Origin of the sequence: Pseudomonas sp. Y39-6, assembly GCF_023651955.1 — a bacterium.
In the GTDB taxonomy this organism is placed as follows: Bacteria; Pseudomonadota; Gammaproteobacteria; order Pseudomonadales; family Pseudomonadaceae; genus Aquipseudomonas; species Aquipseudomonas veronii.
In genome coordinates, this window is sequence record NZ_CP069594.1 from 6,202,168 (window position 1) to 6,226,126 (window position 23,959).

Sequence of the window (23,959 nt, forward strand, 5' to 3'; positions counted from 1 at the left end):
GTGCACCTTTGCGAACCGGACTTGCACGTCCGATCATCGATGATTCGATGACGAGGCGAGACTAGCTACCTGATCCGAGGGGCGCAAGGCCGTGGAATTCTCTAGGAAACGTCCCGCAAATGAAAGGGATTGGTCTTGCTTGCCACTAAAACATCAGTTCTTTGTGGAGGCTTTTAGCGGTCTTCTGAAACGTCAGTAGGCTAAGCGCTACTGCTTCGTCGGACCTTTCTGGTTTTTCCCGCCAACCACCAATCGCCCTTTGCTGAAACTTACTATCCGCCTGTCATTTACGTACAGGGACTACGGCATGCAGGAAAGCGATCTTCATACAGCAATCATGCGAAGCAAGTTTGAGCTCGAAAGCAAGGGCATCGATTTCGGCTCAACTTCAAGCATGGCGTTTCATATGGGAAACACAATGACAAGCTGCCCGGCAGTCATGGCTTTGCCTAATTCGCCAGGCTGGACCCATGGCGCCAGTTATCAGTTACTCAAGCCCATTCATGCGGAATCCTCGGTGCCGAGCACTACTTTTGACGAACTCTGGAAGTGTACAAAGCAACACTACGGCTTGACGGCTGCAACGGTTCTCACTGGTGCGGCGGGCATACCGATAAGCAAAATTGCCGTGGGCACTTGGGTTCAAGTCGGCTCCAGCAAAACGACGAACCTGGCTAGCCTCATCGGAATGCGCTTCTTCCCTCGTACATTGATCAGGCAGCCAACCGTGGCCAGAATGGCGAAAGCAACATTTGGAACTGTCAGGGTATTTGGCATTATCGGGCGAGGCATTCCCTTCGTGGCTGCGGGGTTGGCTGTCTTTGATCTAATCAGTATTGGTAAGTGTGCCTACGAGGCAAGAAATGGAAAGTAATCTGACCCGAGCCGAGATCAGCGAAAAGGTCATTCAACTGTTCGTCGATATCATCGGCTTCATCGACCGCAGCCAGGTGACGGAACAAACGGATTTCATCCATGACTTCAAGATCATCGATGACGATTTGACTTGCTTTGTCATGCAGATCAAGTGGCAATTCAAACTGCGCGCGACGCAGGCAGATTGGGATCACATCACCACCCTTGAGCAAATTGTCGACTTGATCGTTCAGCGTTCAAATCTGCAGTGCGGGCTCTGACGCCATCGGGGGCAAGTCGAATCGTCGCACCGCCCTTCCCACTTTGATGGATGAACACAGTCAAAATGTGGGAGGGGGCTTGCCCCCGATTGCGGTGGGTCAGCTACACATAAGCTGACTGATCCACTGCTATCGGGGGCAAGCCCCCTCCCACATTTTGAACGGCGTTGTTCTATCAGAACCCGCGATGCTTCTTCAAATGCTCATTGATCTTCGCCGCCGGGACTTTCTGCAAGGTACACAGCAGGTCGTGGGACAGCTCGCGCAAGCCATGGGTCCGTCGCAGTTGCTCGGCCAGGTGCGCCGTCAGGTTAGCCGCCATCTCCGCATCGGCCATGGCCCGGTGAGCCTGGCCGGTGTGGGGCAGTTGGGCGTAGCTGTTGAGGGTGCCGAGTTTGTGGTTGGGTGCAGCAGGCATGAGGCGGCGGGCCAATAGCAGGGAGCAGGCGAATTTTTGCAGGCGGGTGCGGCGGATCAGGCCCAGTTCGAAGTCCCAGAACTTCTGGTCGAACGCGGCGTTGTGCGCCAGCAGCGGTGTGGTGCCGACGAACTCGTTGACTTCGTTCATCACCCGCTCGGCCGGCGGCGCGCTGCGCAGCATGGCGTTGCTGATGCCGGTGAGCTGTTCGATAAAGCCCGGCACGCGCACGCCGGCGTTCATCAGGCTCTGGTAGCGGTCCACGATCTGGCCACGTTCGAGGATGACCACCGCGATTTCCGTGGCCCGGCAGTGGCTGCTCGGGGTGATGCCGGTGGTTTCAAAGTCGATGACCGCTATACGTTCCAAACCTGTTCCAACTCCGTCTAAGCATTTATCTATTGAACCGCAGCGCTTATTTGAGCAGCAACGCGCCTTCGATCGGCACGTAGCGGCTGGCGGCGCGTATCAGTGAGTTGGCCGTCAGCCCCGGCACGCCATAGGCCACGGCGTCGACGCCATGCTTGTGGATGATGCGGTCGAGCAGCATGTCGAAATCACCGTCGCCGGAAGCCAACACCACTTCGTCGACGTTAGCGGCGGCGTCCATGATGTCGATGGTGATACCCACGTCCCAGTCGCCCTTGGCCGAGCCGTCGCTGCGCTGGATGTAGGGTTTGAGCTTCACGGTAAAGCCCAGGTTGCGCAGGATCTGCTGGAATTGCTGCTGCTTGCTGTCACCACGGTCGATGGCATAGGCATACGCCTCGACGATCTGCCCGCGCGAGCTGATGTCAGCCCACAGGGCGGCGTAGTTGAAGTGGCAGCCATACGCCTGGCGCACGGTGTAGTAGAGGTTTTGTACATCGGCGAACACTGCAATTTTCTTCACCGCACTTCCCCATGACTGCCGCTTGGACCCCGGACGCGAAGGTCCGCAAAGGTTGCCAGTATGCCAGCCACGGGAAAGTTTCCGGGAAAAATCAGCCCGGGGCGGCAAAGCGCCCCGGCCTGGATGCGTCAGACGAAGGAATCGTCGTCGTCGAAGGAGGACGAGTTGTCGGAATAATCACTGTCCGCGAAGCTATCGGAATTGTTGCTGCCCCAGTTGTCATTGCCCGCAAACTTCTGGTCATCGTTGCCCCAGTTGCTGTTGTCACTGGCAGGCGCGGGCACTTCACGGATGATTTCTTCCACCACTTGCGGCTGTTGCGAGTTGTGGTTGAACAGGCTGCTGATACCTTCCGCCAGCATCACACCACCGGCCACACCCGCTGCGGTTTTCAGGGCGCCACCGAGAAAGCCACTGCCGATGGGGGCGGCGGCGGGTTGTTGCGGCTGTTGGTAATTCTGCTGTGGGGCAGCGTAGTTTTGTTGCGGCGCAGGCTGTCCGAAAGACGGCCGAGCCGGTTCACGCCAACCGCCGCCGGATGAGGCCGGAGCGCTCTGTGGCGGTTGCGCGTCACGGGAACCGCCGCCGAAAATGCTCGACAGAAAGCCACCGCTGCTCGGCGCCGGTTGTGCCGCCTGGGACTTGGCCCGCTGCAGCTCGTCCTGCAATTGCTGGATCTGTTGCGCCTGCTGCTTGTTCTGCGCGTCGAGGTTCTTGAGCGCGTGTTCCTGCACCAGGATTGACTGGGTCATGTAGTACCCGGCCGCCGGTTGGCGCGTCATATGCTCCTTGATCCGCGCTTCGGCCTGCGCGTCGCGGGGGGCTGAGTCCGTTTCGGCCTGTTGCAGCCGTGAAAACAGTCCATCGATCAGGGTTTGCTCTTCGCTGTTCATGGCGACCTCGTTAGATTGCCGGTAGAAATCATGGTCCGGCCTGTGATCAGGCTCGGTCCTGCTAGTTATGGGGGTGTTACCAGTTGTTTCAATGGTCTTTACTCAAGGTTTACGTTTGCTTGCTCACGGCACCTATCGGTTAAAGTGTGCCCCTGCTTTTTTTCGGCCTGTGATGACTCTGATGAATCCGTTAGATGTGCTGCGCGACTCCCTCCGTTTCACCCAGCGCAACCTGGGCGCCATCGTCCAGCTGTGCCTGCCGCTGGTGATCCTCGAAGCCCTGCTGCAACAGGTGCTCGACCACACGCTCGGCCCGGATGCCTTCCCCGGCTACAGCGTGGTGGTGGGGTTGCTGGTGTATCCGCTGTACACCGGGGCGCTGATCCTGTTTCTCGACGCCCGCACCCGTGGCGAATCGCCGCGCACCAAGGATGTGTGGGCCATGGCCCTGACGCTGTGGCCGCGCTTCGCCCTGCTGACGGCGATGAGCACCCTGCTGATACTGCTCGGGCTGTCGCTGTATTTCCTGCCGGGCCTGTGGCTGATGGTGGTGCTGGCGTTCGCCGAATACCTGCTGGTGCTGCGCGGCATGCCTGCACTGGCGGCGATGAAGGAAAGTTTGCGCCTGACCCGCGGGCATTTCTGGCGAATCCTGGTGTGCCTGCTGTGCGTAATGACGCCACTGTGGCTGCTCAAAGGCGCCAGCATGGCGGCGTATCCCGAGCCCGCGCCGTTGCTGGGCGTGCTGATCGACAGCGCGCACAGCTTCCTGCAGCTGTTTACCAGTGTGGTGCTGTTCCGTTTATTTATGCTGATCGGTGGCGACGCCGACGTGCGGTGATATGCTCCGTGTCACCCCTGACACGCTATAAGCCGAGCCGATGACCCGTTTATTGCGCCTCACCTTGCTGGGCCTGCTGATCATCGCGGGCCTGCTGACGGCCCTGATCTACAGCCTGACCTGGCGCCCCGCCGACAAGCAAACCCTGCCCGTGAGCTGCATCGCGCCCCGTGCGCCGACCCTGCTGCCCGGGCAGGCGCTCAAGGTGATGACCTGGAACGTGCAGTACCTGGCCGGCAAGAACTACGTGTTCTGGTACGACACCGCCGACGGCAGCGGCCCGGACGACCGCCCCACCGTCGAAGACATGGCCTTCAGCCTCGACGAAGTGGCCCGGGTGATTCGCGACGAACAGCCCGACATCCTGCTGTTGCAGGAACTCGACGAAGGCGCCAAGCCGTCCCACTACCAGGATCAGGTGGCGCTGCTGCAAGAGCGGCTCGTCGATCTCTACCCCTGCAGCGCCCAGGCCTTCGACTGGAAAGCCGACTTTATCCCCAACCTGCATATTTTCGGCAGCGTCGGCCGCAAGCTGGTGACCCTGAGCCGCTACCAGATCGAACACGCCGAACGCCTGCAACTGCCCGTACCGCCCGCTGATTTCATCAGCCGTCAGTTCCAACCCAAACCGGCGTTGCTGCTGACCTATCTGCCCTTGAGCGACGGCGGCCAACTGGCGGTGCTCAACACTCGCCTGGAGGGCGACGCACCCGGGCGCAGTGCGGTGCAAGCACAAGTCCAGGCCACGGTGAAACTGCTGGATAAGTTCGAAAGCCGCGGTACGCCGTGGTTGATCGGTGGCGATTTCAATCTGCTGCCGCTGGGGCAATTCCTGCGCCTGGATGCCGGTAAACGCGGGCAGTATTCACCGGACAGCGAACTGCATCTGCTGTGGGACAAATACCCGATGATCCCGAGCAACAGCGAATCCAGCGGGATTGATCGTGAGCAGTGGCTGACGCACTTTCCGAATGACCCGAGCCTGGACGGGCCGGATCGCACCGTCGATTACCTGTTTTACAGCTCGCGGATCAAGCGTGTAGAAGCCAAGGTGCGCCAGGCGGATACGTTGCGCATTTCCAACCATCTGCCGGTCATCGCCCGCTTCCTGCTGCCCGCCGCGCAATAACCGCCCCTCCCACATTTGAATCGCGGTCACGCTTACTTGCGGGGCTTGATCCGCGCCGTCGCCTCGGCCACCAACGGGTCATCCGGCCAGTAATGCTTGGGATAGCGCCCTTTCAGATCTTTCTTCACCTCGGCGTAGGTACTGCGCCAGAAGTTCGCCAGATCCTGGGTCACCTGCACCGGCCGTCGCGCCGGGGACAGCAGGTGCAACTTGACCACCTGGCGCCCGCCGGCAATGCGCGGTGTATCCGCCAGGCCGAACAATTCCTGCAGGCGCACCGCCAGAATCGGCGGATGCTCGCTGTAGTCCAAGCGCACCGACGAACCCGAAGGCACTTTCAAATGGTGCGGTGCCAGTTCGTCCAGGCGTTGGGGCAACGGCCAGGGCAACAGGTTGTGCAGGTAGCTGGAAATATCCAGGTTGGCGAAATGACTGAGGCGCGAGACCTTGCCCAGGTAGGGCATCAGCCAGTGCTCCAGGCTGGCGAGCAAGGCGCTGTCGCTGACGTCGGGCCATTCGCTGGTGGTGCCGGTGTCCAGCTGGCGCAGCAACATCACGCGAGCCTGCCATTGGCGCAGTTCCGGCGTCCAGGGCAACAGCTCCAGGCCTTTGCGCCGAACCAGGTTGACCAGCGCCTGGCTGCGGGCGTTTTCGTCGAGGCCGCTGAGGGGTTCGCGGCTGAGCACCAGTTCGCCGACTTTGCGCTGGCGTTCGGCGCGCAGCACGCCTTCGCGCTCGTCCCAATCCAATTGGTCGACGGTGCGTACTTGTTCGGCGAGGACCGTGTCGAACAGCGCCGGATCAAAATCCGCCGCCAGGTAGATGCGTTCTTCGCGCTGGCCCTGGCGGCTGCCCAGGTCGGCAATCACCAGCCAGGCTTGTTTCATCAGGCTATCGGCCTCGGCGAACAAGGCGGCACGGCCATTGGCCAGGCGGTATTCGGCACCGCCGGGGCGGCGTTGTTGGGCCACGCGGTCGGGATAGGCCAACGCCAGCAGCGCGCCAAGCCAACGCGGGTGTTCGGGGTCGGCCACCGGCTGGGTCGCCTGGCCGCGCAAATAGCCGCGATATTGCCGGGCCAACTGCTTGGCGCGCTGAACACCACCCTGAGTGCCCCGCGCGCGTTCTTCACCGGACAATAACGCCAGGCGACTGTGCAGATCCGCGCCGCCCCCGCGCAGGATATCGCGCTCGCCCAGCAGCGCGGCGACATCACACGCGGTGGCCGCCAGCCCCAGATCCTGCCCGCGCAGCAGCAGATGGGCGATGCGCGGATGGGCCGGCAGCTCGGCCATCTTCTGGCCGTGGGCGGTCAGTTTGTCGTCATTCAAGGCGCCGAGGCGTTGCAGCAGGTCCTGAGCCTGGGCATACGCGGCAGCGGGCGGCATGTCGAGCCACACCAACTGCGCGGGCGCAACGCCCCAACGCGCCAGTTGCAAGGCCAGCCCGGCGAGGTCGGCGGCGAGGATTTCAGCGCTGCCATAGGCGGCCAGGCCTTCGTGCTGGTCCTCGGACCACAAGCGATAGCACACGCCCGGTTCCAGGCGCCCGGCCCGGCCGGCACGCTGGGTGGCGCTGGCGCGGGAGATGCGCTGGGTGTCGAGGCGGGTCATGCCGCTGCCGGGGTCGAAACGCGGCACACGCGCCAACCCGGCGTCGATCACCACGCGCACGCCATCGATGGTCAGGCTGGTCTCGGCGATGTTGGTGGCCAGCACCACTTTGCGCTTGCCGGCGGGCGCCGGGTCGATGGCGGCACGCTGGGCGTTCAGGTCGAGTTCGCCATGCAGCGGGCAGAGCAGCACATCGCGGCGATCACCGAGCGCGTCCGCCAGTTGCTGGTTGACCCGGCGGATCTCCGCCTGGCCGGGCAGGAACACCAGCACGCTGCCGGTTTCGTCATGCAAAGCGTCGAGGATGGTCTGCACCAGGCGCGGCTCGATGAATTCACCGGCCTGGTACGGCCGCCCCCAGCGCATCTGCACCGGGAACATACGCCCTTCGCTGCGCAGGATCGGCGCGTTGTCCAGCAGCGCGGCCAGGCGCTCGCCTTCGAGGGTGGCGGACATCAGCAGGATTTTCAGCGGCTGCTCATCGCGAAACAGGTCGCGGCCATTCAGGCTCAGGGCCAGCGCCAGGTCGGCGTCGAGGCTGCGTTCGTGAAATTCGTCGAAGATCAGCAGGCCCACGCCGTCCAGCGCCGGGTCGTCCTGCAGGCGGCGGGTGAGGATGCCTTCGGTGACCACTTCGATGCGCGTGTTGGGCCCCACTTTACTGTCGAGGCGGATGCGGTAGCCGACGGTTTCACCGACCTTTTCCCCCAGCTCGCTGGCCAGGCGCTCGGCGGCGGCGCGCGCGGCCAGGCGTCGGGGTTCGAGCATCAGGATGGTCTGCCCGGCCAGCCAAGGCTCATTCAACAAGGCCAAGGGTACGCGGGTGGTTTTACCGGCGCCGGGCGGTGCTTCCAGCACGGCTTCATGGCGATTCGCCAAGGCGTCACGCAGGGCGGGTAAAACATCATCGATCGGCAACGAATTCATACTGGCTCCAAAGCAGAGCGGCGAGTATAACGGCGAACTGTCGGATACCGGTGGTGGTCTCCCGTAGGCGCGAGCCTGCTCGCGAAAAATCACAGAGCACCACGCACATTCAGGCAGCACGCGGTATCGTTAACGTCTTTCGCGAGCAAGCTCGCTCCTACAGTGACTGACAGGAGATTTTCCATGCGTATCGCTTCCCGTGTCATCGGCGGTGTCCTCGCCGTCATTCTGCTGAGCCAACTGACGGCCTGCGGTTCGATTTTCTATCCCGATCGCCGCGGCCAGATCGACGGCAAGATCGACCCGACGATTGCCGTGCTCGATGCCGTGGGCCTGCTGTTCTACGTGATCCCTGGCCTGATCGCCTTCGGCGTCGACTTCGCCACCGGCGCGATCTACTTCGAACCGGGCAAGACCGCACAAGTCGCCCCGGAGAAACTGCAGCAAGCCATCGGTGCCGACGGCAAGGTCGACACCGCCAAGCTGCAGACCATCATCCAGCAGGAAACCGGTCGCACGCTGCCGCTGGACGACCCGCGCATGATCCAGTTCAAGGGCAGCGTGCAACAACTGGCGGCCCTCGGCTTACAACCGTCCGCCTAAGGATCTGACCCGCTTATGACCAGCAGTCCCGAACACGCCCGGCTCTTGCGCCTGGCCACCCGCGCGTCGGTGGGCGTCGCCTCTGTGCTGATTGTGACCAAGGCCATCGCCTGGTGGCTCAGCGGCTCGGTGAGCATGCTCGCCGGGTTGACCGATTCGCTACTCGATGGCGTGACCTCGCTGCTCAATCTGCTGGCGGTGCATTACGCCCTGCGCCCGGCCGATGACGATCACCGTTACGGGCATGGCAAGGCCGAGTCGCTGGCCGGGATGGCGCAGGCGCTGTTTATCGCCGGCAGTGCGGTGCTGATTGCGTTGCAGGCATTCGAACGGATCAAGCATCCCGAGCCGGTGGGCGCGCCGTGGCTGAGCATTGGCGTGATTATCTTGTCCCTGGCGCTGACCGTGGCCCTGCTGGTCCTGCAACACCACGTGGTGCGGGAAACCGGCTCAAGCGCCGTGCGCGCCGACTCGCTGCACTACCGCTCGGACCTGCTGCTCAATGGCAGTATCTTGATTGCGCTGATCCTGGCCGGTTTCGGCTTCCATCAGATCGACGCCTGGTTTGGCCTGGGCATCGCGGCCTACATTCTGTGGAGCGCGATCCAGATCGCCCGGGAAAGCTTTGCCGTGCTGATGGACGAAGAACTGCCGCCGGACGTCAGCCAGCACATGCTGGAATTGGCGCGTGGCGTACCCGGCGTGCTGGGCGCCCACGACTTGCGCACGCGGATTTCCGGCAACCACTGGTTTGTGCAACTGCACCTGGAATTGCCGGGGGAATTGACGTTGTCTGTCGCCCACGGCATCAGCGACCAGGCCGCCGATGCCATTCACAAAGCCTACCCGCGGGCCGAAGTGCTGGTACACGCCGACCCGTTGGATGTGGTGAGTGGCGCCCAGGCCTAGTACTGCACCTGATAGCCGCGACTGCTCAGGCAGTTGCCCTGGGCCTGGCGGTAGGCTTGCACCACTGCCGGGGCCGGAGCGTAAGTGACCGCTTGCGGGTCAAAGCCACTTTGCTGCACCGCCCAGCGATAACAGTCGTAACCATCCTGCTGCACCTGCGCCGGTGACTGGCCGTTGGCGGGATAGGCCACCACGTCATAACCGTTACCCTGGGGTGCTGGCTGCGGTGCCGGTACGGCGGTCGGCGGTTCCACCACCACGTACTGCTGGGTACTGTTTTCGTAGGTGTAATAGGCACCCGCCGCGAGGAAGAACAGCGCACCGCCCACCCACACTTCGCGCGCGTAGTCCGGCAAATAATGCACGCGGATGCCATACGGCGGCGCCACCACTACATAGCGCGGGCCTTGCGGGCGATACCAGTAGCCGCCGGAGAAGAAATAATCCTGGCCACGGTAAGGCACGCGGTAATTACGCTCGGGAAAACGATCCACCATATACCCCGGGCGATACTGCGGGCCGGGGCCCCAGCCGTTGCCGTGTCCATCGGGGCGACCTGGCCAGCGATTATCACCGGGACGCTCATTGTGGTAACCGCCGTCGTTGCCTGGACGTGAACCGGGGCCACCGGCCTCCCAATGTTGATTGCCGTCGTTGCGGCGCGGGATATCGCGGTAGTAACCCTCACGCGGTTCCTGGGTCTGGCGCACCGTATCGGGCCGCCCCTGGATCGGCAGGCTGTTCGACGGTTGTGGCTGCGGTGCCGGGCGACCCGGCTCATTGCCCTGGGGCCGGCCTTGCCCCTGACCGCCGCCGTTCGGGCCGCCGCGATCAAAATGCGGGTTCTCCGGGCGTGGCTGATTGTTCTCAGGCCGAGGCGGCGCGATCTGCGGGCGCGGCTGATTATTCTCGGGCCGTGACGGCGGGCTCTGCGGGCGCGGCTGATTATTCTCGGGCCGTGACGGCGGGCTCTGCGGGCGCGGCTGATTATTCTCGGGCCGCCCGCCACCTTCAGGGCCGCGTTCATGCTGCCCGCCGCCCTGCGGCCGCTCGGGTGAATTATCGCGCTCGTCCGCTGTTACCTGCGCGCTGACGCTGACCACCAACAAACCAACACCTGCCATTCGCCAGATGCGCTTCATGCTCTTCCTCACTGCGGTTTAGGGCTTATCAATGAGACTGGAAAAGCCTCGCCCGGTTCTGGAACAGGTTATCAGTCACGAGAACTATTTTCTTAAGGCAAAAAGAAAGGGGCAGCCCGTCGGCCGCCCCTTGAGAACTTCGTCCTGGCTCAACGCTTATGACGTTGGCTCACCTCACGCCGTCTTGTGGACAGTGTGCAGCCTGGAGGCCGGCTCAACCCTGCTGGGGTGGCGGCCGCAGCGGGCCTGATTGGGCGAGCTGCAGTGGACTATGTCCAGGCGGTGATTCTGTTGGTAATCATAGGCGCAGCGCCCCGGCAGATGATTGCGAAGATTGCGTCAATAAACAGTGCTTGCGCAATTTTTAACCCTTAAGGGATAATTCACCGCAATAGTTACGACAAAGGCCAGCCCCATGAGCAAACTTGACCGATACGACCTGAGTATTTTGGCGGAATTGCAGCGCGACGCGAGGATCTCCAACCAGGAGTTGGCCGAGCGTATCGGGCTGTCGCCGTCGCCCTGCTCGCGCCGGGTCAAGCAATTGGAGGACGACGGCTACATCGCCCGCCAGGTCGCGCTGCTCGACCGCAAGATGCTCGGCCTGAGCCTCACCGCCTACGTGCTGATCGGCATGGACCGCCACACCCCCGAGCGCTTCGAGAACTTCGAAGCCGCCATCCGCACCCTGCCGCAGGTGCTGGAATGCAGCCTGGTGACCGGAATGGATGCCGACTATCAGTTGAAAGTGGTGGTGCCCGACATGGATCACTACCAGAAGCTGCTGCTGGGCCACCTCACTCGGATCGAAGGCGTGACCAGCGTGCGCTCGAGCTTTGTGCTGAACCAGGTATTGAACAGCACCGAGCTGCCGCTGACCCACCTGCGTACTTGAGATCGGTGACGGTCAAAGGTGGGAGTGGGCTTGCTCCCTCCCACATTCAGCCTGTGTTTCAACCGTGAAGTCTGCCTGCGACGCACCGACGCAGGTCAATGCCCAGCCCGAGCACTGCCGTATACTTGCCGCCTGCCCTGTCGGAAGAAACCAATGAACTCGATTGACCCCGCACTATTCGAAGAATGGATGATGACCGGCCTGGTCACGATTCTGATCATTTTCATGGGCTTCATCGTCTGGGACCTGGCGAAGAAATCCAAGGCCGGGCGTTTTGGCTCGTTCATTCTGTTCTTCGTGCTGGGCCTGGGCGTGGCCGCGTTCGTCATCAAGAGCGTGGTGATCGGCCTGATCGAGTCCGGCGCCTTATAAGCGCGCCGGCACGGCCTTCCATTGGCCCTGCTCCAGGCCGTCGATGGACCAATCGCCAATCCGCACGCGCACCAGGCGCAAGGTGGGCAACCCCACCGCCGCGGTCATGCGCCGCACCTGGCGGTTTCGCCCCTCACGAATCACCAACTCCAGCCAGTGGGTCGGCACGCTTTTGCGAAAACGCACCGGCGGGTTGCGTGGCCATAACTCAGGCTCGTCCAGTTGCCGGGCTTCGGCGGGCAAGGTCATGCCGTCGTTGAGCTCCACCCCGTCGCGCAGGCGTTGCAGTTGTTCTTCGGTAGGTTCGCCTTCCACCTGCACCCAGTAGGTTTTCGCCAGCTTGTGCTTGGGGTCGGCAATCCGCGCCTGCAATTGACCGTCGTTGGTCAACAGCAGCAGGCCTTCGCTGTCACGGTCCAGGCGGCCCGCCGGGTAGATGCCGGGGATGTCGATAAAATCCTTGAGGGTCGCCCGCCCGCCTTCGTCGCTGAACTGGGTCAGCACGTCGAACGGTTTATTGAACAGGATCAGCTTCGGCTCGGCCGGTGGCGCCTTGGCGACGCGACGGGCTGCGGAATACGGGGCTTTCACGCCAGGGCGACGCGAATCGGGACGGCTGGGACGGGACATGGCGAAGGAACATCTAACGGTCAGGACCGACAATGCTAGTGGCCTGACCGCTAAATGACCATCCCAACCGCTTAGCGGAACGGCGGCTCGTCGAAGCTGCGCAGTTTGCGCGAGTGCAGCGAGTTGAGCTCGGTGCGCAACAGGTCGACCGCCTCGATGCCGATCTTCAAGTGCTGGCTGACCGCCCGCTCATAGAACGCGTTGGCCGAGCCCGGCAGCTTGATCTCACTGTGCAACGGCTTGTCCGAGACACACAGCAACGTGCCGTAAGGCACACGCAAACGGTAGCCTTGGGCGGCGATGGTGCCGCTTTCCATGTCCACCGCGACGGCGCGGGACAGGTTGATCAGCGGCCGTTCCTGGGCCCAGCGCAGTTCCCAGTTGCGGTCGTCGTAGGTCAGCACGGTGCCGGTGCGCAGGCGCTTTTTCAGCTCTTCGCCTTTTTCGCCGGTGACATTGGCCGCTGCTTGCTGCAAGGCCATCTGCACTTCGGCCAGGGCCGGGATCGGGATGTTCGGCGGCACTACGCGGTCGAGAATGCCGTCACGGCGCATATAGGCGTGAGCCAGGACATAGTCGCCGATGGTCTGGGATTGGCGCAGGCCGCCGCAGTGGCCGATCATCAGCCAGCAATGCGGACGCAGCACGGCCAGGTGGTCGGTGATGTTCTTGGCGTTGGACGGGCCGACGCCGATGTTCACCAGCGTCACCCCGTGGCCGTCAGTGGCCTGCAGGTGGTAGGCCGGCATCTGGTAACGGTGCCAGACCACGCCTGCGGCAATGGCGGACGCTTCGCCGTGGTCCATGCTCTTGTCGATGATCACGTTGCCCGGCAACACCATGCGGATAAAACGCGGGTCGCTGCGCAGTTGCTCCAGGCCATGCAGGATGAACTGGTCGACATAACGGTGGTAGTTGGTCAGCAGGATCCACGGCTGTACATGGCGCCAATCGCTGCCGGTGTAATGCACCAGGCGGCGCAGGGAAAAGTCCACGCGGGCCGCGTCGAACAGGGCCAGGGGCAGCGGGTCGGTGTTTTCCCAGTCGTACAGGCCGTCGGCGATGCCATCGGTGGCGGCCGACAGGTCGGTGCTGGGGAACACCCGCGCCAGGGTCGCGGCGGTCACGCCGGAGCCGGCCAGTTCGTCGCCCTGCTCGACCACATACGGGTAAGGAATATTCTGCTGGCTGACGCCGACTTCCACCGTCACGGTGAAGTCGTGCATCAGCGGCACCAATTGCTCCAGCAGGTATTTACGGAATGCCGACGGATGGGTGACGGTGACGCTGTAAGTCCCCGGCAGTTGGACCTTGGCATACGCCCGGGTGGTCTGTGGGACTTCGCCATGGCATTGGTAAGTCAGGCGCAGCTCCGGGTAACGAAACATCGCGCGTTGTTCGGCGTCGGGCTCGACGCGGTCCTTGAGGTATTGCTTGAGGGCCTGATTGAGCGCGCCGGTAGCACGCTCATGCAGAGCCGCCAGCCGGTCCACGGCTTCTTCGGCGGTTTGAACGACAACAAAAGCTTCGGTCACGGTAAGCATCCTGTGTGCTGACTTGCAGACCTTTATCTTGCCTGTATCCCTGTCAGACGCAAACTTTGAATTGGCATGCCTACTCAAGAAGAGCTCAGTCCCTGTGGGAGGCTGGCACACCGCGATCGCAGGCAAGCCAGCTCCCACATGTTGACCGCGTGTATTCAAAGGGCCTGTGGCGTGGACCGCGCGACAATCGCCTCAACATCCACACCACGTGGCAAGGTGCCATACACGCGTCCCGACGACTGGCCCAAACGGCTGGCGATAAACCCATCGCTGACCGCCGCGTTCCCGGCCTCCAGCAACAACTTGGCCTGCAACGCTACGGCAATGTCCTCGGTCAGTTGCCGCGCGCGGTACTGGATATCCTGGGTGTCCATGAACGCCGATTTCAGTTGCTCGACATGCCGCGCCAACTGCCTGTCGCCATGCCCGTCGCCCAGTTCGACGAACAGCGCTTCCAGCACGCCCGGTTCTTTGGACAAGGCGCGCAGCACGTCCAGGCACTGCACATTGCCGGAACCTTCCCACGTCGAATTCACCGGCGCCTCACGATACAAGCGCGGCAGGATACTGTCCTCCACATAACCGGCACCGCCCATGCACTCGGCGGCTTCGTTGATCATCGCCGGCGCGCGCTTGCAGATCCAATACTTGCCCACCGCCGTCACCAGCCGGGAGAACTTGGCTTCCTGCTCATCGCCCAAATGATCGAGGGCGCGGCCCATGCGCAGGCTCAAGGCCAGCGAGGCCTCGCTTTCCAGCGCCAGGTCGGCCAGCACGTTTTGCATCAGCGGCTGCTCGCTGAGTACGCGACCGCCGACCGAACGATGGGCGCAATGATGGCTGGCCTGGGTCAGCGCCTGGCGCATCAAGGCGCTGGAGCCGACCATGCAATCGAAGCGGGTCATGGCGACCATCTCGATGATGGTCGGCACGCCACGGCCTTCTTCGCCGACCATCCAGGCCAGGGCGCCGCGGAACTCCACTTCGCTGGACGCGTTGGAGCAATTGCCGAGTTTGTTTTTCAGACGCTGGATATAGAACTGGTTGCGCGTGTCGTCCGGACGGTGCCGAGGCAGCAGGAAACAGGTGAGGCCCTTGTCGGTCTGGGCCAGAGTGAGGAACGCATCGCACATCGGCGCCGAGCAGAACCACTTGTGCCCCACCAGTTCATAGGCTTGGCCGGGACCGCCCGCGCCCACGGGGTAAGCACGCGTGGTGTTGGCGCGCACGTCGGTGCCGCCCTGTTTCTCGGTCATCGCCATGCCGATGGTGGCACCGGCCTTGTGGGCGATGCCGACGTTGCGCGGGTCGTAGTCGGTGCTGAGGATTTTCGGCAGCCAGGTCTGCGCCAGATCCGGTTGCAGGCGCAGGGCCGGGACGCAGGCGAAGGTCATGGTCAACGGACAGCCGGTGCCGGCCTCGGCCTGGCTGTGCAGGTACGTCAGGGCAGCGCGGGCCACATGGGCGCCGGATTGTGGATGAGCCCACGGCAGCGACGGCAGGCCATGCTCGACGGCGGTGTGCATCAGCTCATGGTAGGCCGGGTGAAACTCCACCAGGTCGACACGGTGACCATAGCGGTCATGGCTGCTGAACTGCGGCTTGTTCTGGTTCGCCAAGAACCCCGCCGCCATCAGCGGCCCACCGGCCAACGCGCCATAGGCATCGAAGCGCGGTGCTGCCCAGCCGGCACCGAAGCGGTGCGACCAGTCTTGCAGCGGCACATCGATGCGGTACAGGTTGATGCCGTCCAGGGAGGGCGGCTGGTTGGTGACGTCGTGGGTTTCGGCGAACTGGTGCAGGTTCATGACGGGCCTCCTGGAAAAAAGGCCACCTGGAGTTGCGGCCCGAATTTCAGTTAAGCACCGTCATCTCGCTTAAAAAAGTGGCATACGCGCCGAATGTCCGGCGCTTTCGCCCTCTGACGGACACAGCAGCCGACGTTCCAGCAGCGCTTGCAGCGCGTCGAAACGTACTGGTTTGACCAGGCGCTCGGTGATGCCGATGCCATGGCAGCGCTCGCGTTCGGACACATTCAACGTGGTGCTCAGGGCGATCACCGGTAACTCGCCGCAGCCGGGCAACGCGCGAATCTGACAGCACAACGAGAAACCGCCTTCCGGTATATCCAGCAATACTGCGTCGAAGGTTTCCCCCTGCAACGCCGCCAACGCCGCCGGCCCGCTGTCGACGGTTTTCACCCGATAACCGAGCTTGAGCAACATGCCGCGCACCACCAACTGGCCGACGCTGTTGTCGTCCACCAGCAGCACCGCACACTGCGCAGGCGTGCGTGCGTGCGCGGGGCTTGCCGGGCGTGGCTCGGGCTGCAGCGGGGTGACCGCCAGTTCCAGCTGAAAACGACTGCCCTTGCGCGGTTCGGAATGATGGGTGAGGCGCCCGCCGAGTAATTCGATCAGTTGCCGGCAGATCGCCAGACCAATCCCCAGGCCGCCGTATTCGCGGGTCGTCGAGCCATCGAGCTGGAAGAACCGCTGGTACAGGGTGGCCTCGTCGAGGAACGCAAAGCCGATGCCCGTGTCGGTGACGATAAAACTCAGGCGCACGCTGCCATCGCTCAGGGGCACGCCGACCACCCGCAGACGCACGACGCCTTCGTGGGTGAACTTGAAGGCGTTGTCCAACAGGCAATCCAGGCACTGGCTGAGTTTGTCGGCATCGCCGCGCAGGCGATCGGGCAAGTCGTCGGCGACATCGATGGAAAAGGCCAGGCCTTTGCTCTGGGCGCTGGCGCTGAACTGCTGGCGCAAGGTGTCGAGCACGCCGCGCAGGCTGAACACCCTGGGCTGGGCACTCAGGCGCCCGGCCTGCAACTCGGTGAGGGTGAGGATGCCATTGACCATCCGCATCATGTCCCGCGCCGAGCCGGCGGCGGTTTGCTGGTAGTTCGCCAGGTCGTCGTCCAGGGGCACGGTCTGCATCAACTCCAGGGAGCCGATCACCCCATTCATCGGCGTGCGCAGTTCGTGGGTCAGGGTGGCGAGGAATTCGTCCTTGAGCCGGTTACTGCGGGCCAACTGCTGGTTGAGCACTTCGAGCTTCTGGCTCGCATCGTAGAGGATCTGCGCCTGTTGCTCGCGCATGGCGTTGATGCGGTCCGCCAGGGCCAGGGACAACAGCGCCACTTCGATCGCCGAGCCGATCTGGCTGGCGTACATGGTGAGGAACACATTCGGCAGGTAACCCAGCACCATCAAGGTGTTGACCACGCCGCCCAGCAGGAACGCCGACCAGGCGATGATGAAATAACGCGCCACCCGCTGGCCGCAGTACCAGGCCTTGATGGCGGCGACGAAGATAGTCACGGTGAACACCAGCGCCAGGCCGGTGGCCAGGCGCAGCGCGAGGGCGTAGCTGGTCATCAGTGAGAGCAGCATCACCACCGCGCCACAGGCCACCAGCGCCAGCAACAGGCGATTGATCCAGCGGCTGTGCTGGGCGGTGTGCAGGAAGCTGCGGGCGAACAAGCTGCCGAACAACGCCGCCGAGCCGATCATGAACGGCGTCGCGGCATTCGCCCACCAGGGGTTGTTCGGCCAGAAATACTCCACCGCCGCACCGTTCACCGACAGCTGGTACAGACCGAACGAAGCGATATAGAAGATGTAATAAAGGTAGCTGGTGTCGCGCACGCTGAGGTAGATGAACAGGTTGTACACCAGCATCCCCAGCAACACGCCATAGATCAGGCCCAATACATATAGGCGCAGCGGTTGTTGTTCCAGATAGGCAGTGCTGGACCACAGCGTCAGCGGCGCCTGGATCGAACCTTCGCTTTGCAGGCGCAGGTAGACGGTCTTGGTTTCGCCCGGCGTGAAGTCGACCTTGAACAAATAGTTGTTCTGGCGAATCTCGCGGCTGGAGAACGCCAAGGCGTCCCCGGTGCGACCGGCCAGGCGATAGTTGCCGGTGCTGTCGGGCAAGTACAGGTCAAGGTGGTCGAGGGGCGGATAGGCCAACTCCAGCAGCCAGGTGCGCTGGGTTTCAGGCGGCTTGGACTGGTAACGCAGGTTGACCTTGAGCCAGAACACCGAGCGCGAATAGCCGGCGTTGAGGGTGTCTTTGTCGTGGGGCTTGAACTGTGTGGCAGCGGCGGGAGCGCTCACATCAGCGATGGTCAGGGTGTTGGTCGGGTCTTCGAGCACTTGCATGGCCCGGCCCAGCGGCAGGCTTCGAGTGTCTTGGGTGAACTCAATGGCGTCGGCGAGCAGCGGTAGCCCGCACAATAATAAAATCAGCAAATAACGCATAGAGCCCCAGCGTGACCTGTCCGGTCATGTCAAAAAGCCCCCCATTCCTTTTGAGAAGACGTATACCGGCGATACAGTAAGTTGTTTCGAATCACTTTAGCATAGCTGCTAAAGGCCATTAGACACCATTGATATAATTTTTCTAAAGGCTCTAGAACAAGGCTTTCAGCGGACTTCACAACTAAAATCCGATACTAGCAAACAGCCATAACCCCACATAGTTCCGGGCAAAATTCAGCCATCGCCAGACGGCCACGCCAAAAGCGTTTGGTGGTAAGCTCGCGCACCATGAATATCTACAGCTCTCGCCCCGTTGTCCTCTGTCTCTCCGGCCATGATCCCAGTGGTGGCGCCGGCTTGCAGGCAGATATCGAAGCCCTGCTCGCCCAGGGTTGCCATGCGGCCCCGGCCGTTACCGCGCTGACGGTGCAGAACACCGTCAACGTCAGTGATTTCCGCGTGCTCGACCGCGAGTGGGTGCTGGCCCAGGCCAACGCCGTGCTCAGCGATTCGCCAGTGGCGGCGGTCAAGCTGGGCATGCTCGGCTCCACCGCGATGGTCGACACCGTGGTCGAACTGCTGCAGGCGCACCCGCACCTGCCGGTGGTGTGCGACCCCGTGCTGCGCGCCGGCGGCGGCGGCAGCCTGGGCAAGGACGAAGTCGGCTACGCCATGCGCGAGCGGCTGTTGCCGTTGTCGCTGATCGCCACGCCCAACCTGCCTGAAGCACGCATCCTTGCCGAACTGCCTGAGGGCACGGCGGACGAATGCGCGGAAAAGCTGTTGCCGTTTATCAAGCACCTGCTGATTACCGGCGGCCATGGCGATGAGCACCAAGTCCACAACCGCCTGTACAGCCGCGACGGCACGCGCCAGACCTTTACCTGCCAGCGCCTGCCCGGCAGCTATCACGGTTCGGGGTGTACGCTGGCCAGCGCGCTGGCGGGCCGGATCGCCCAGGGTGAAGGCCTGGTCAGCGCCGTGCAATCGGCCCTCAACTACACTTGGCGCACCCTGCGTGACGCCGAACAACTCGGCCAGGGCCAGTTCGTGCCTCGCCGGCTGCCGCTGGATTTCTGCTCGTAACACCAAGAGGCCTGCCCGATGAAACTACGTGGCCTTTATGCCATTACCGACAGCCAATTATTGGCCGGCAAATTCCTCGCCTACGTCGAAGCGGCGCTGGATGGCGGCGTGACCCTGCTGCAGTACCGTGACAAAAGCAGCGACGAGGCCCGGCGCCTGCGTGAAGCGGAAAAACTCCGCGAATTGTGCTCGCGCTACAAGACCCAACTGATCATCAACGATGACGCCGAACTGGCCGCGCGCCTGGGCGTCGGCGTTCACCTGGGCCAGACCGATGGCCCCCTGACCACGGCCCGTGCGTTGCTGGGCTCCAAGGCGATCATCGGCGCCACCTGCCACAGCCAGATCGAACTGGCCGAACAGGCCGCGAAAGAAGGCGCCAGCTACGTCGCCTTCGGCCGCTTCTTCAACTCCAGCACCAAGCCCGGCGCCCCCGCCGCCAGCCTCGAAATGCTGGCCCAGGCCCGCGCGCGCCTGCAGTTGCCGATCTGCGTGATCGGCGGCGTCACCCTGGAGAATGCCGAACCGCTGGTGGCCCACGGGGCCGACTTGCTCGCCGTGGTACACGGCCTGTTTGGTGCCGACAGCACCCAGGAAGTCACGCGCCGCGCCCGCGCTTTCAACGATCTTCTTAAATCTTCAGTTTAGAGAGCCCGATCATGTCCCGTTCCGAAACCCTGTTTGCCGATGCCCAGAAACACATCCCCGGCGGTGTGAACTCCCCCGTGCGTGCGTTCAAGAGCGTCGGCGGCACGCCGCTGTTCTTCAAGCATGCCGAAGGCGCCTACGTCACCGACGAAGACGACAAGCGCTATGTGGACTACGTCGGCTCCTGGGGCCCGATGATCCTCGGCCACAGCCACCCGGACGTACTCGACGCCGTGCGCCAGCAGTTGCAACACGGCCTGTCCTACGGCGCCCCAACCTCGATGGAAACCGAGATGGCCGATCTGGTCTGCTCGATCGTGCCGTCGATGGAGATGGTGCGGATGGTCAGCTCCGGCACCGAAGCCACCATGAGCGCGATTCGCCTGGCCCGCGGTTTCACCGGCCGCGACAGCATCATCAAGTTCGAAGGCTGCTACCACGGTCACTCCGACAGCCTGCTGGTCAAGGCCGGGTCCGGCGCGCTGACCCAGGGCGTGCCAAGCTCGGCCGGTGTGCCGGCAGACTTCGCCAAACACACCCTGACCCTGCCGTTCAACAACATCGCCGCCGTCGAGCAGATGCTCAATGAAGTGGGCCAGGAGGTGGCGTGCATCATCGTCGAGCCAGTCGCCGGCAACATGAACTGCGTACCGCCGACCCCGGGCTTCCTCGAAGGCCTGCGCGCACAGTGCGACAAGCATGGCGTGGTGCTGATTTTCGACGAAGTGATGACCGGCTTCCGCGTGGCCCTCGGTGGCGCCCAGGCGCATTACGGCGTAACGCCGGACCTGAGCACCTTCGGCAAGATCATCGGTGGCGGCATGCCGGTGGGCTGCTTCGGCGGCAAGCGCGAAATCATGCAATACATCGCGCCGCTGGGCCCGGTGTACCAGGCGGGCACCCTGTCCGGTAACCCGCTGGCCATGGCCGCCGGCCTGACCACTCTGCGCCTGATCAGCCGCCCGGGCTTCCATGCCGAGCTGACCGACTACACCTCCCGCCTGCTCGACGGCCTGCAACAGCGCGCCGATGCCGCCGGCATTCCGTTTGTCACCACGCAAGCAGGCGGCATGTTCGGCCTGTATTTCAGCGGCGCCGACGATATCGTCACCTTTGAGGACGTGATGGGCAGCGACGCAGGCCTGTTCAAGCGCTTCTTCCACCTGATGCTGGACGGCGGCGTGTACCTGGCACCGAGCGCCTTTGAAGCCGGCTTCACCTCGATCGCCCATGGCGACGCCGAGTTGAAACTGACCCTGGACGCTGCCGAGCGCGCCTTCGCCGCCCTGAAATAACCGGCACAGCATTCTGACGTCGCCCCCGGCGGCGTCAGATTTGCTACTTTGCTTACAGACTTTTCCTGGTTTTCTCGAGAAATCACCTGCAATCCGGCAGATAACTTGCCCAACCGGCAGAAAAACGAGTAAAGACTTTGTAAGCAGAGGTCTGCTTATTTCATAATGCGCGCTTATTGGACCCCCGAGGGTCCGCGTGCCCCGTCAGAGGTAAGTCGATTCCCATGAAACGCACCGGCCGCACCCTGGTCCTGGGCTGCCTGTTGCTCCTTCAGCCGCTGCTGGCACATGCACAAGCAGGCGGCAACTCGTTGTTAATCCCAGCGATGGGTCGTTGCACCCTCAATACCCAGCCAGACAGCCAGGCCGAAGCCCTGAGCGCGTGCCAGAAACAGGCCGACGGCGGGGATGCGCAGGCGCAATACGAGTTGGGCGAGTACTACCACGACGGCAAGAACCCCGCGCGCGACCTCAACAAAGCGTTGAACTACTTCGAAAAAGCCTCGCTGCAGGGCCACGCCCAGGCGCAATTCCAGCTGGGCACCATGTTCTTCAAAGGCGAAGGGGTGCCGGCCAATAACGTCCAGGCGTATATCGTGCTGAAAATGGCCGCGGTCAACGGCGCCGAAGACGCGCTGGACACCGCCGACGAAGTTGCCGAACACATGCAGCGCGATGAACTGGAACTGGCGACCCAGGTGCTGGGCCAGATCTTCCGCAATTATCTGCAGGAACTGCAGAGTGCGGATGGGCGCTCACCGTTCTCGCCCCTGCCCTGATCGACCGGTGACGAGGGAGCCAGCGCCCTCGCTACAAACGCCCTACTTCTCAGGCATCGGCATCGGAAACGGCATGACATTGCTCGTGCCACGCGCTTCGCTGATCTTCGGCGTGCCCAGGCGCTCGACTTCATCGATACGCACGATCGAATGCATCGGCACAAAACTGCGCACCACGCCTTCGAACTGGGCCTTGAGTTTTTCCTCGCCCGGGTCGACGACCAGCTGTGTGCGCTCGCCAAAGACGAACTCTTCCACTTCCAGGAAGCCCCACAGATCACTTTGATAGATCTGCTTGGCGTACATTTCGAACACCTGGCCCTGGTTGAGGAAAATCACCTTATAGATTGGAGCTTCACGTTTGGTCATGGTGGGCGGGGAACACATCGGGGATATAAAAGAGGGCGCGAACTATAGCATGGCACCCGATGCACAGTGCTAGGAACCGATGGACATGACCCCTATAATGCGCGGTTCTTTACCACCAGTTGACGATTCCCATGGCCAAGAAGCTCTACATTGAAACCCACGGTTGCCAGATGAACGAGTACGACAGCTCGCGCATGGTCGATCTGCTGGGTGAACATCAGGCCCTGGAAGTCACCGCCCGCGCCGAAGATGCCGACGTAATCCTGCTCAATACCTGCTCGATCCGCGAACGGGCACAGGACCGCGTGTATTCGCAGCTGGGCCGCTGGCGTGAATTGAAACTGGCCAACCCGGAGATGGTGATTGCCGTCGGCGGCTGCGTCGCCAGCCAGGAAGGCGCAGCCATCCGCGACCGCGCGCCCTACGTGGATGTGGTCTTCGGCCCGCAAACCTTGCACCGCCTGCCGGAAATGATCGACGCCGCACGCCTCACCAAGCTGCCCCAGGTCGACGTCTCGTTCCCGGAAATCGAAAAATTCGACCATCTGCCCGAGCCGCGCATCGATGGGCCGAGCGCCTACGTGTCGGTGATGGAAGGTTGCAGCAAGTACTGCACCTTCTGCGTGGTGCCCTACACCCGCGGTGAAGAAGTCAGCCGGCCGTTTGACGATGTAATGTCAGAAATCATCCACCTGGCCGAAAACGGCGTGCGTGAAGTGACCCTGCTGGGCCAGAACGTCAACGGCTATCGCGGCCAGACCCACGACGGGCGCCTGGCCGACCTCTCGGAGCTGATCCGGGTTGTCGCCGCGGTGGATGGCATCGAGCGCATTCGCTACACCACCTCGCACCCGCTGGAGTTCTCCGACAGCCTGATCCAGGCCCACGCCGAAGTGCCGGAGCTGGTCAAGCACCTGCACTTGCCGGTGCAATCGGGTTCGGACCGCATCCTGTCGGCGATGAAACGCAACCACACCGCCCTGGAATACAAATCCAAACTGCGCAAATTACGCGCGGCAGTGCCGGGCATCTGCATCAGTTCGGACTTTATCGTCGGCTTCCCCGGCGAGACCGAGAAAGACTTCCAGCAGACCATGAAGCTGATTGAAGACGTCGGTTTCGACTTTTCCTACTCGTTTGTCTACAGCCAGCGCCCCGGCACGCCTGCCGCCGACCTGCTGGACGAGACCCCGGAAGAGCTGAAAAAAGAGCGCCTGAACGCCCTGCAACATCGCCTGAACCAGCAGGGGTTCGAGATCAGTCGACAAATGGTCGGGTCCACCCAGCGCATCCTGGTCACCGACTACTCGAAAAAAGACCCGGGCGAACTGCAAGGGCGCACCGAGAACAACCGCATCGTCAACTTCCGTTGCGACAACCCGACCCTGATCGGCCAGTTCGCCGATGTCCACATCGATGCGGCGCAACCGCACTCGTTGCGCGGCTCTCTGGTGTAATAAATGTGCGAGGGGGCTTGCCCCCGATTGCGGTACATCAGCAGCACATGAGCTGCCTGACACTCCGCTATCGGGGGCAAGCTCCCTCCCACACTGGATCGGGTTGGATA

Annotated in this window: 23 protein-coding genes; 13 read left to right on the forward strand and 10 right to left on the reverse strand. The window is 62.6% G+C overall.

Annotation, left to right across the window (positions count from 1 at the left end; translation table 11 throughout):
* Positions 1-307 precede the first annotated feature (307 nt).
* Complete coding sequence (locus JN756_RS28210) at positions 308-874, forward strand: hypothetical protein (protein ID WP_046381958.1); 567 nt, start codon at positions 308-310, stop codon at positions 872-874.
* Complete coding sequence (locus JN756_RS28215; RefSeq protein ID WP_017848306.1) at positions 864-1,136, forward strand: acyl carrier protein; 273 nt, start codon at positions 864-866, stop codon at positions 1,134-1,136. Before JN756_RS28210 ends, JN756_RS28215 begins: the two co-directional genes overlap by 11 nt.
* Positions 1,137-1,311: 175 nt before the next feature.
* Here JN756_RS28215 and JN756_RS28220 read toward each other — a convergent pair whose 3' ends face one another.
* From JN756_RS28220 to JN756_RS28230, 3 genes are all read right to left on the reverse strand, one after another.
* Positions 1,312-1,923, reverse strand: coding sequence for a 3'-5' exonuclease (locus tag JN756_RS28220; RefSeq protein WP_017848307.1), 612 nt, complete (start codon positions 1,921-1,923; stop codon positions 1,312-1,314).
* A gap of 46 nt (positions 1,924-1,969) precedes the next feature.
* Entirely contained in the window at positions 1,970-2,446 is a 477-nt protein-coding gene (locus JN756_RS28225; protein WP_128191689.1) for an NYN domain-containing protein, read from the reverse strand.
* A gap of 128 nt (positions 2,447-2,574) precedes the next feature.
* Entirely contained in the window at positions 2,575-3,339 is a 765-nt protein-coding gene (locus JN756_RS28230) for a DUF2076 domain-containing protein (RefSeq protein WP_017848309.1), read from the reverse strand.
* 181 nt (positions 3,340-3,520) lie between these two features.
* On the opposite strand from JN756_RS28230, the gene JN756_RS28235 reads away from it, so the two are divergent.
* A complete protein-coding gene (locus JN756_RS28235) occupies positions 3,521-4,180 on the forward strand; it encodes a DUF7847 domain-containing protein (RefSeq protein WP_046381956.1) in 660 nt (219 codons plus the stop codon).
* A gap of 40 nt (positions 4,181-4,220) precedes the next feature.
* A complete protein-coding gene (locus JN756_RS28240) occupies positions 4,221-5,309 on the forward strand; it encodes an endonuclease/exonuclease/phosphatase family protein (protein WP_177029867.1) in 1,089 nt (362 codons plus the stop codon).
* A gap of 32 nt (positions 5,310-5,341) precedes the next feature.
* Here JN756_RS28240 and hrpB read toward each other — a convergent pair whose 3' ends face one another.
* Positions 5,342-7,849, reverse strand: coding sequence for an ATP-dependent helicase HrpB (gene hrpB, locus JN756_RS28245; RefSeq protein WP_201021577.1), 2,508 nt, complete (start codon positions 7,847-7,849; stop codon positions 5,342-5,344).
* A gap of 183 nt (positions 7,850-8,032) precedes the next feature.
* Here hrpB and pmcY point away from each other — a divergent pair, with 183 nt between their 5' ends.
* Together pmcY and JN756_RS28255 are read left to right on the forward strand one after the other, a co-directional pair.
* Complete coding sequence (gene pmcY / locus JN756_RS28250; protein ID WP_201021578.1) at positions 8,033-8,452, forward strand: periplasmic Zn2+ metallochaperone PmcY; 420 nt, start codon at positions 8,033-8,035, stop codon at positions 8,450-8,452.
* A 15-nt stretch (positions 8,453-8,467) separates the two neighbouring features.
* The gene (locus JN756_RS28255; RefSeq protein WP_017848314.1) at positions 8,468-9,361 is read left to right on the forward strand and encodes a cation diffusion facilitator family transporter; all 894 of its coding nucleotides are present in this window, start codon (positions 8,468-8,470) and stop codon (positions 9,359-9,361) included.
* Here JN756_RS28255 and JN756_RS28260 read toward each other — a convergent pair.
* Positions 9,358-10,503, reverse strand: a complete 1,146-nt coding sequence (locus tag JN756_RS28260; RefSeq protein ID WP_128191685.1) for a DUF6515 family protein — start codon at positions 10,501-10,503, stop codon at positions 9,358-9,360. The genes JN756_RS28255 and JN756_RS28260 overlap by 4 nt on opposite strands.
* Positions 10,504-10,918: 415 nt before the next feature.
* Here JN756_RS28260 and JN756_RS28265 point away from each other — a divergent pair, with 415 nt between their 5' ends.
* Both JN756_RS28265 and JN756_RS28270 read left to right on the forward strand, forming a co-directional pair.
* Positions 10,919-11,398 carry an Lrp/AsnC family transcriptional regulator gene (locus JN756_RS28265; RefSeq protein WP_003194418.1) on the forward strand — a complete coding sequence of 160 codons (480 nt, stop codon included), beginning with the start codon at positions 10,919-10,921 and terminating at the stop codon, positions 11,396-11,398.
* A gap of 162 nt (positions 11,399-11,560) precedes the next feature.
* Positions 11,561-11,770, forward strand: coding sequence for a DUF2788 domain-containing protein (locus JN756_RS28270; protein ID WP_026140189.1), 210 nt, complete (start codon positions 11,561-11,563; stop codon positions 11,768-11,770).
* On the opposite strand, the gene JN756_RS28275 is transcribed toward JN756_RS28270, so the two are convergent.
* From JN756_RS28275 to JN756_RS28290, 4 genes are all read right to left on the reverse strand, one after another.
* Positions 11,765-12,400, reverse strand: a complete 636-nt coding sequence (locus tag JN756_RS28275; RefSeq protein ID WP_046381941.1) for a pseudouridine synthase — start codon at positions 12,398-12,400, stop codon at positions 11,765-11,767. The genes JN756_RS28270 and JN756_RS28275 overlap by 6 nt on opposite strands.
* A gap of 71 nt (positions 12,401-12,471) precedes the next feature.
* Positions 12,472-13,944, reverse strand: a complete 1,473-nt coding sequence (gene amn, locus JN756_RS28280; protein ID WP_164886999.1) for an AMP nucleosidase — start codon at positions 13,942-13,944, stop codon at positions 12,472-12,474.
* A 155-nt stretch (positions 13,945-14,099) separates the two neighbouring features.
* A complete protein-coding gene (locus JN756_RS28285) occupies positions 14,100-15,752 on the reverse strand; it encodes an acyl-CoA dehydrogenase family protein (protein WP_046381939.1) in 1,653 nt (550 codons plus the stop codon).
* A 69-nt stretch (positions 15,753-15,821) separates the two neighbouring features.
* Positions 15,822-18,215, reverse strand: coding sequence for a hybrid sensor histidine kinase/response regulator (locus JN756_RS28290; protein WP_201021580.1), 2,394 nt, complete (start codon positions 18,213-18,215; stop codon positions 15,822-15,824).
* Between the two features lie 288 nt (positions 18,216-18,503).
* On the opposite strand from JN756_RS28290, the gene JN756_RS28295 reads away from it, so the two are divergent.
* The 4 genes from JN756_RS28295 to JN756_RS28310 all read left to right on the forward strand — a co-directional run bounded on the left by JN756_RS28295 (position 18,504) and on the right by JN756_RS28310 (position 22,023).
* The gene (locus JN756_RS28295) at positions 18,504-19,301 is read left to right on the forward strand and encodes a hydroxymethylpyrimidine/phosphomethylpyrimidine kinase (protein WP_026140190.1); all 798 of its coding nucleotides are present in this window, start codon (positions 18,504-18,506) and stop codon (positions 19,299-19,301) included.
* An 18-nt stretch (positions 19,302-19,319) separates the two neighbouring features.
* Entirely contained in the window at positions 19,320-19,949 is a 630-nt protein-coding gene (gene thiE, locus JN756_RS28300; RefSeq protein WP_017848322.1) for a thiamine phosphate synthase, read from the forward strand.
* Between the two features lie 11 nt (positions 19,950-19,960).
* Complete coding sequence (hemL, locus tag JN756_RS28305) at positions 19,961-21,244, forward strand: glutamate-1-semialdehyde 2,1-aminomutase (protein ID WP_201021581.1); 1,284 nt, start codon at positions 19,961-19,963, stop codon at positions 21,242-21,244.
* Positions 21,245-21,468: 224 nt separating this feature from the next.
* Positions 21,469-22,023 carry a tetratricopeptide repeat protein gene (locus JN756_RS28310; RefSeq protein WP_017848324.1) on the forward strand — a complete coding sequence of 185 codons (555 nt, stop codon included), beginning with the start codon at positions 21,469-21,471 and terminating at the stop codon, positions 22,021-22,023.
* Positions 22,024-22,065: 42 nt separating this feature from the next.
* On the opposite strand, the gene JN756_RS28315 is transcribed toward JN756_RS28310, so the two are convergent.
* Positions 22,066-22,392 (reverse strand): DUF1820 family protein, encoded by a 327-nt coding sequence (locus JN756_RS28315; protein WP_003194436.1) that lies wholly within the window; start codon positions 22,390-22,392, stop codon positions 22,066-22,068.
* Between the two features lie 131 nt (positions 22,393-22,523).
* On the opposite strand from JN756_RS28315, the gene miaB reads away from it, so the two are divergent.
* Entirely contained in the window at positions 22,524-23,849 is a 1,326-nt protein-coding gene (gene miaB / locus JN756_RS28320) for a tRNA (N6-isopentenyl adenosine(37)-C2)-methylthiotransferase MiaB (RefSeq protein ID WP_201021582.1), read from the forward strand.
* Positions 23,850-23,959: the final 110 nt, after the last annotated feature.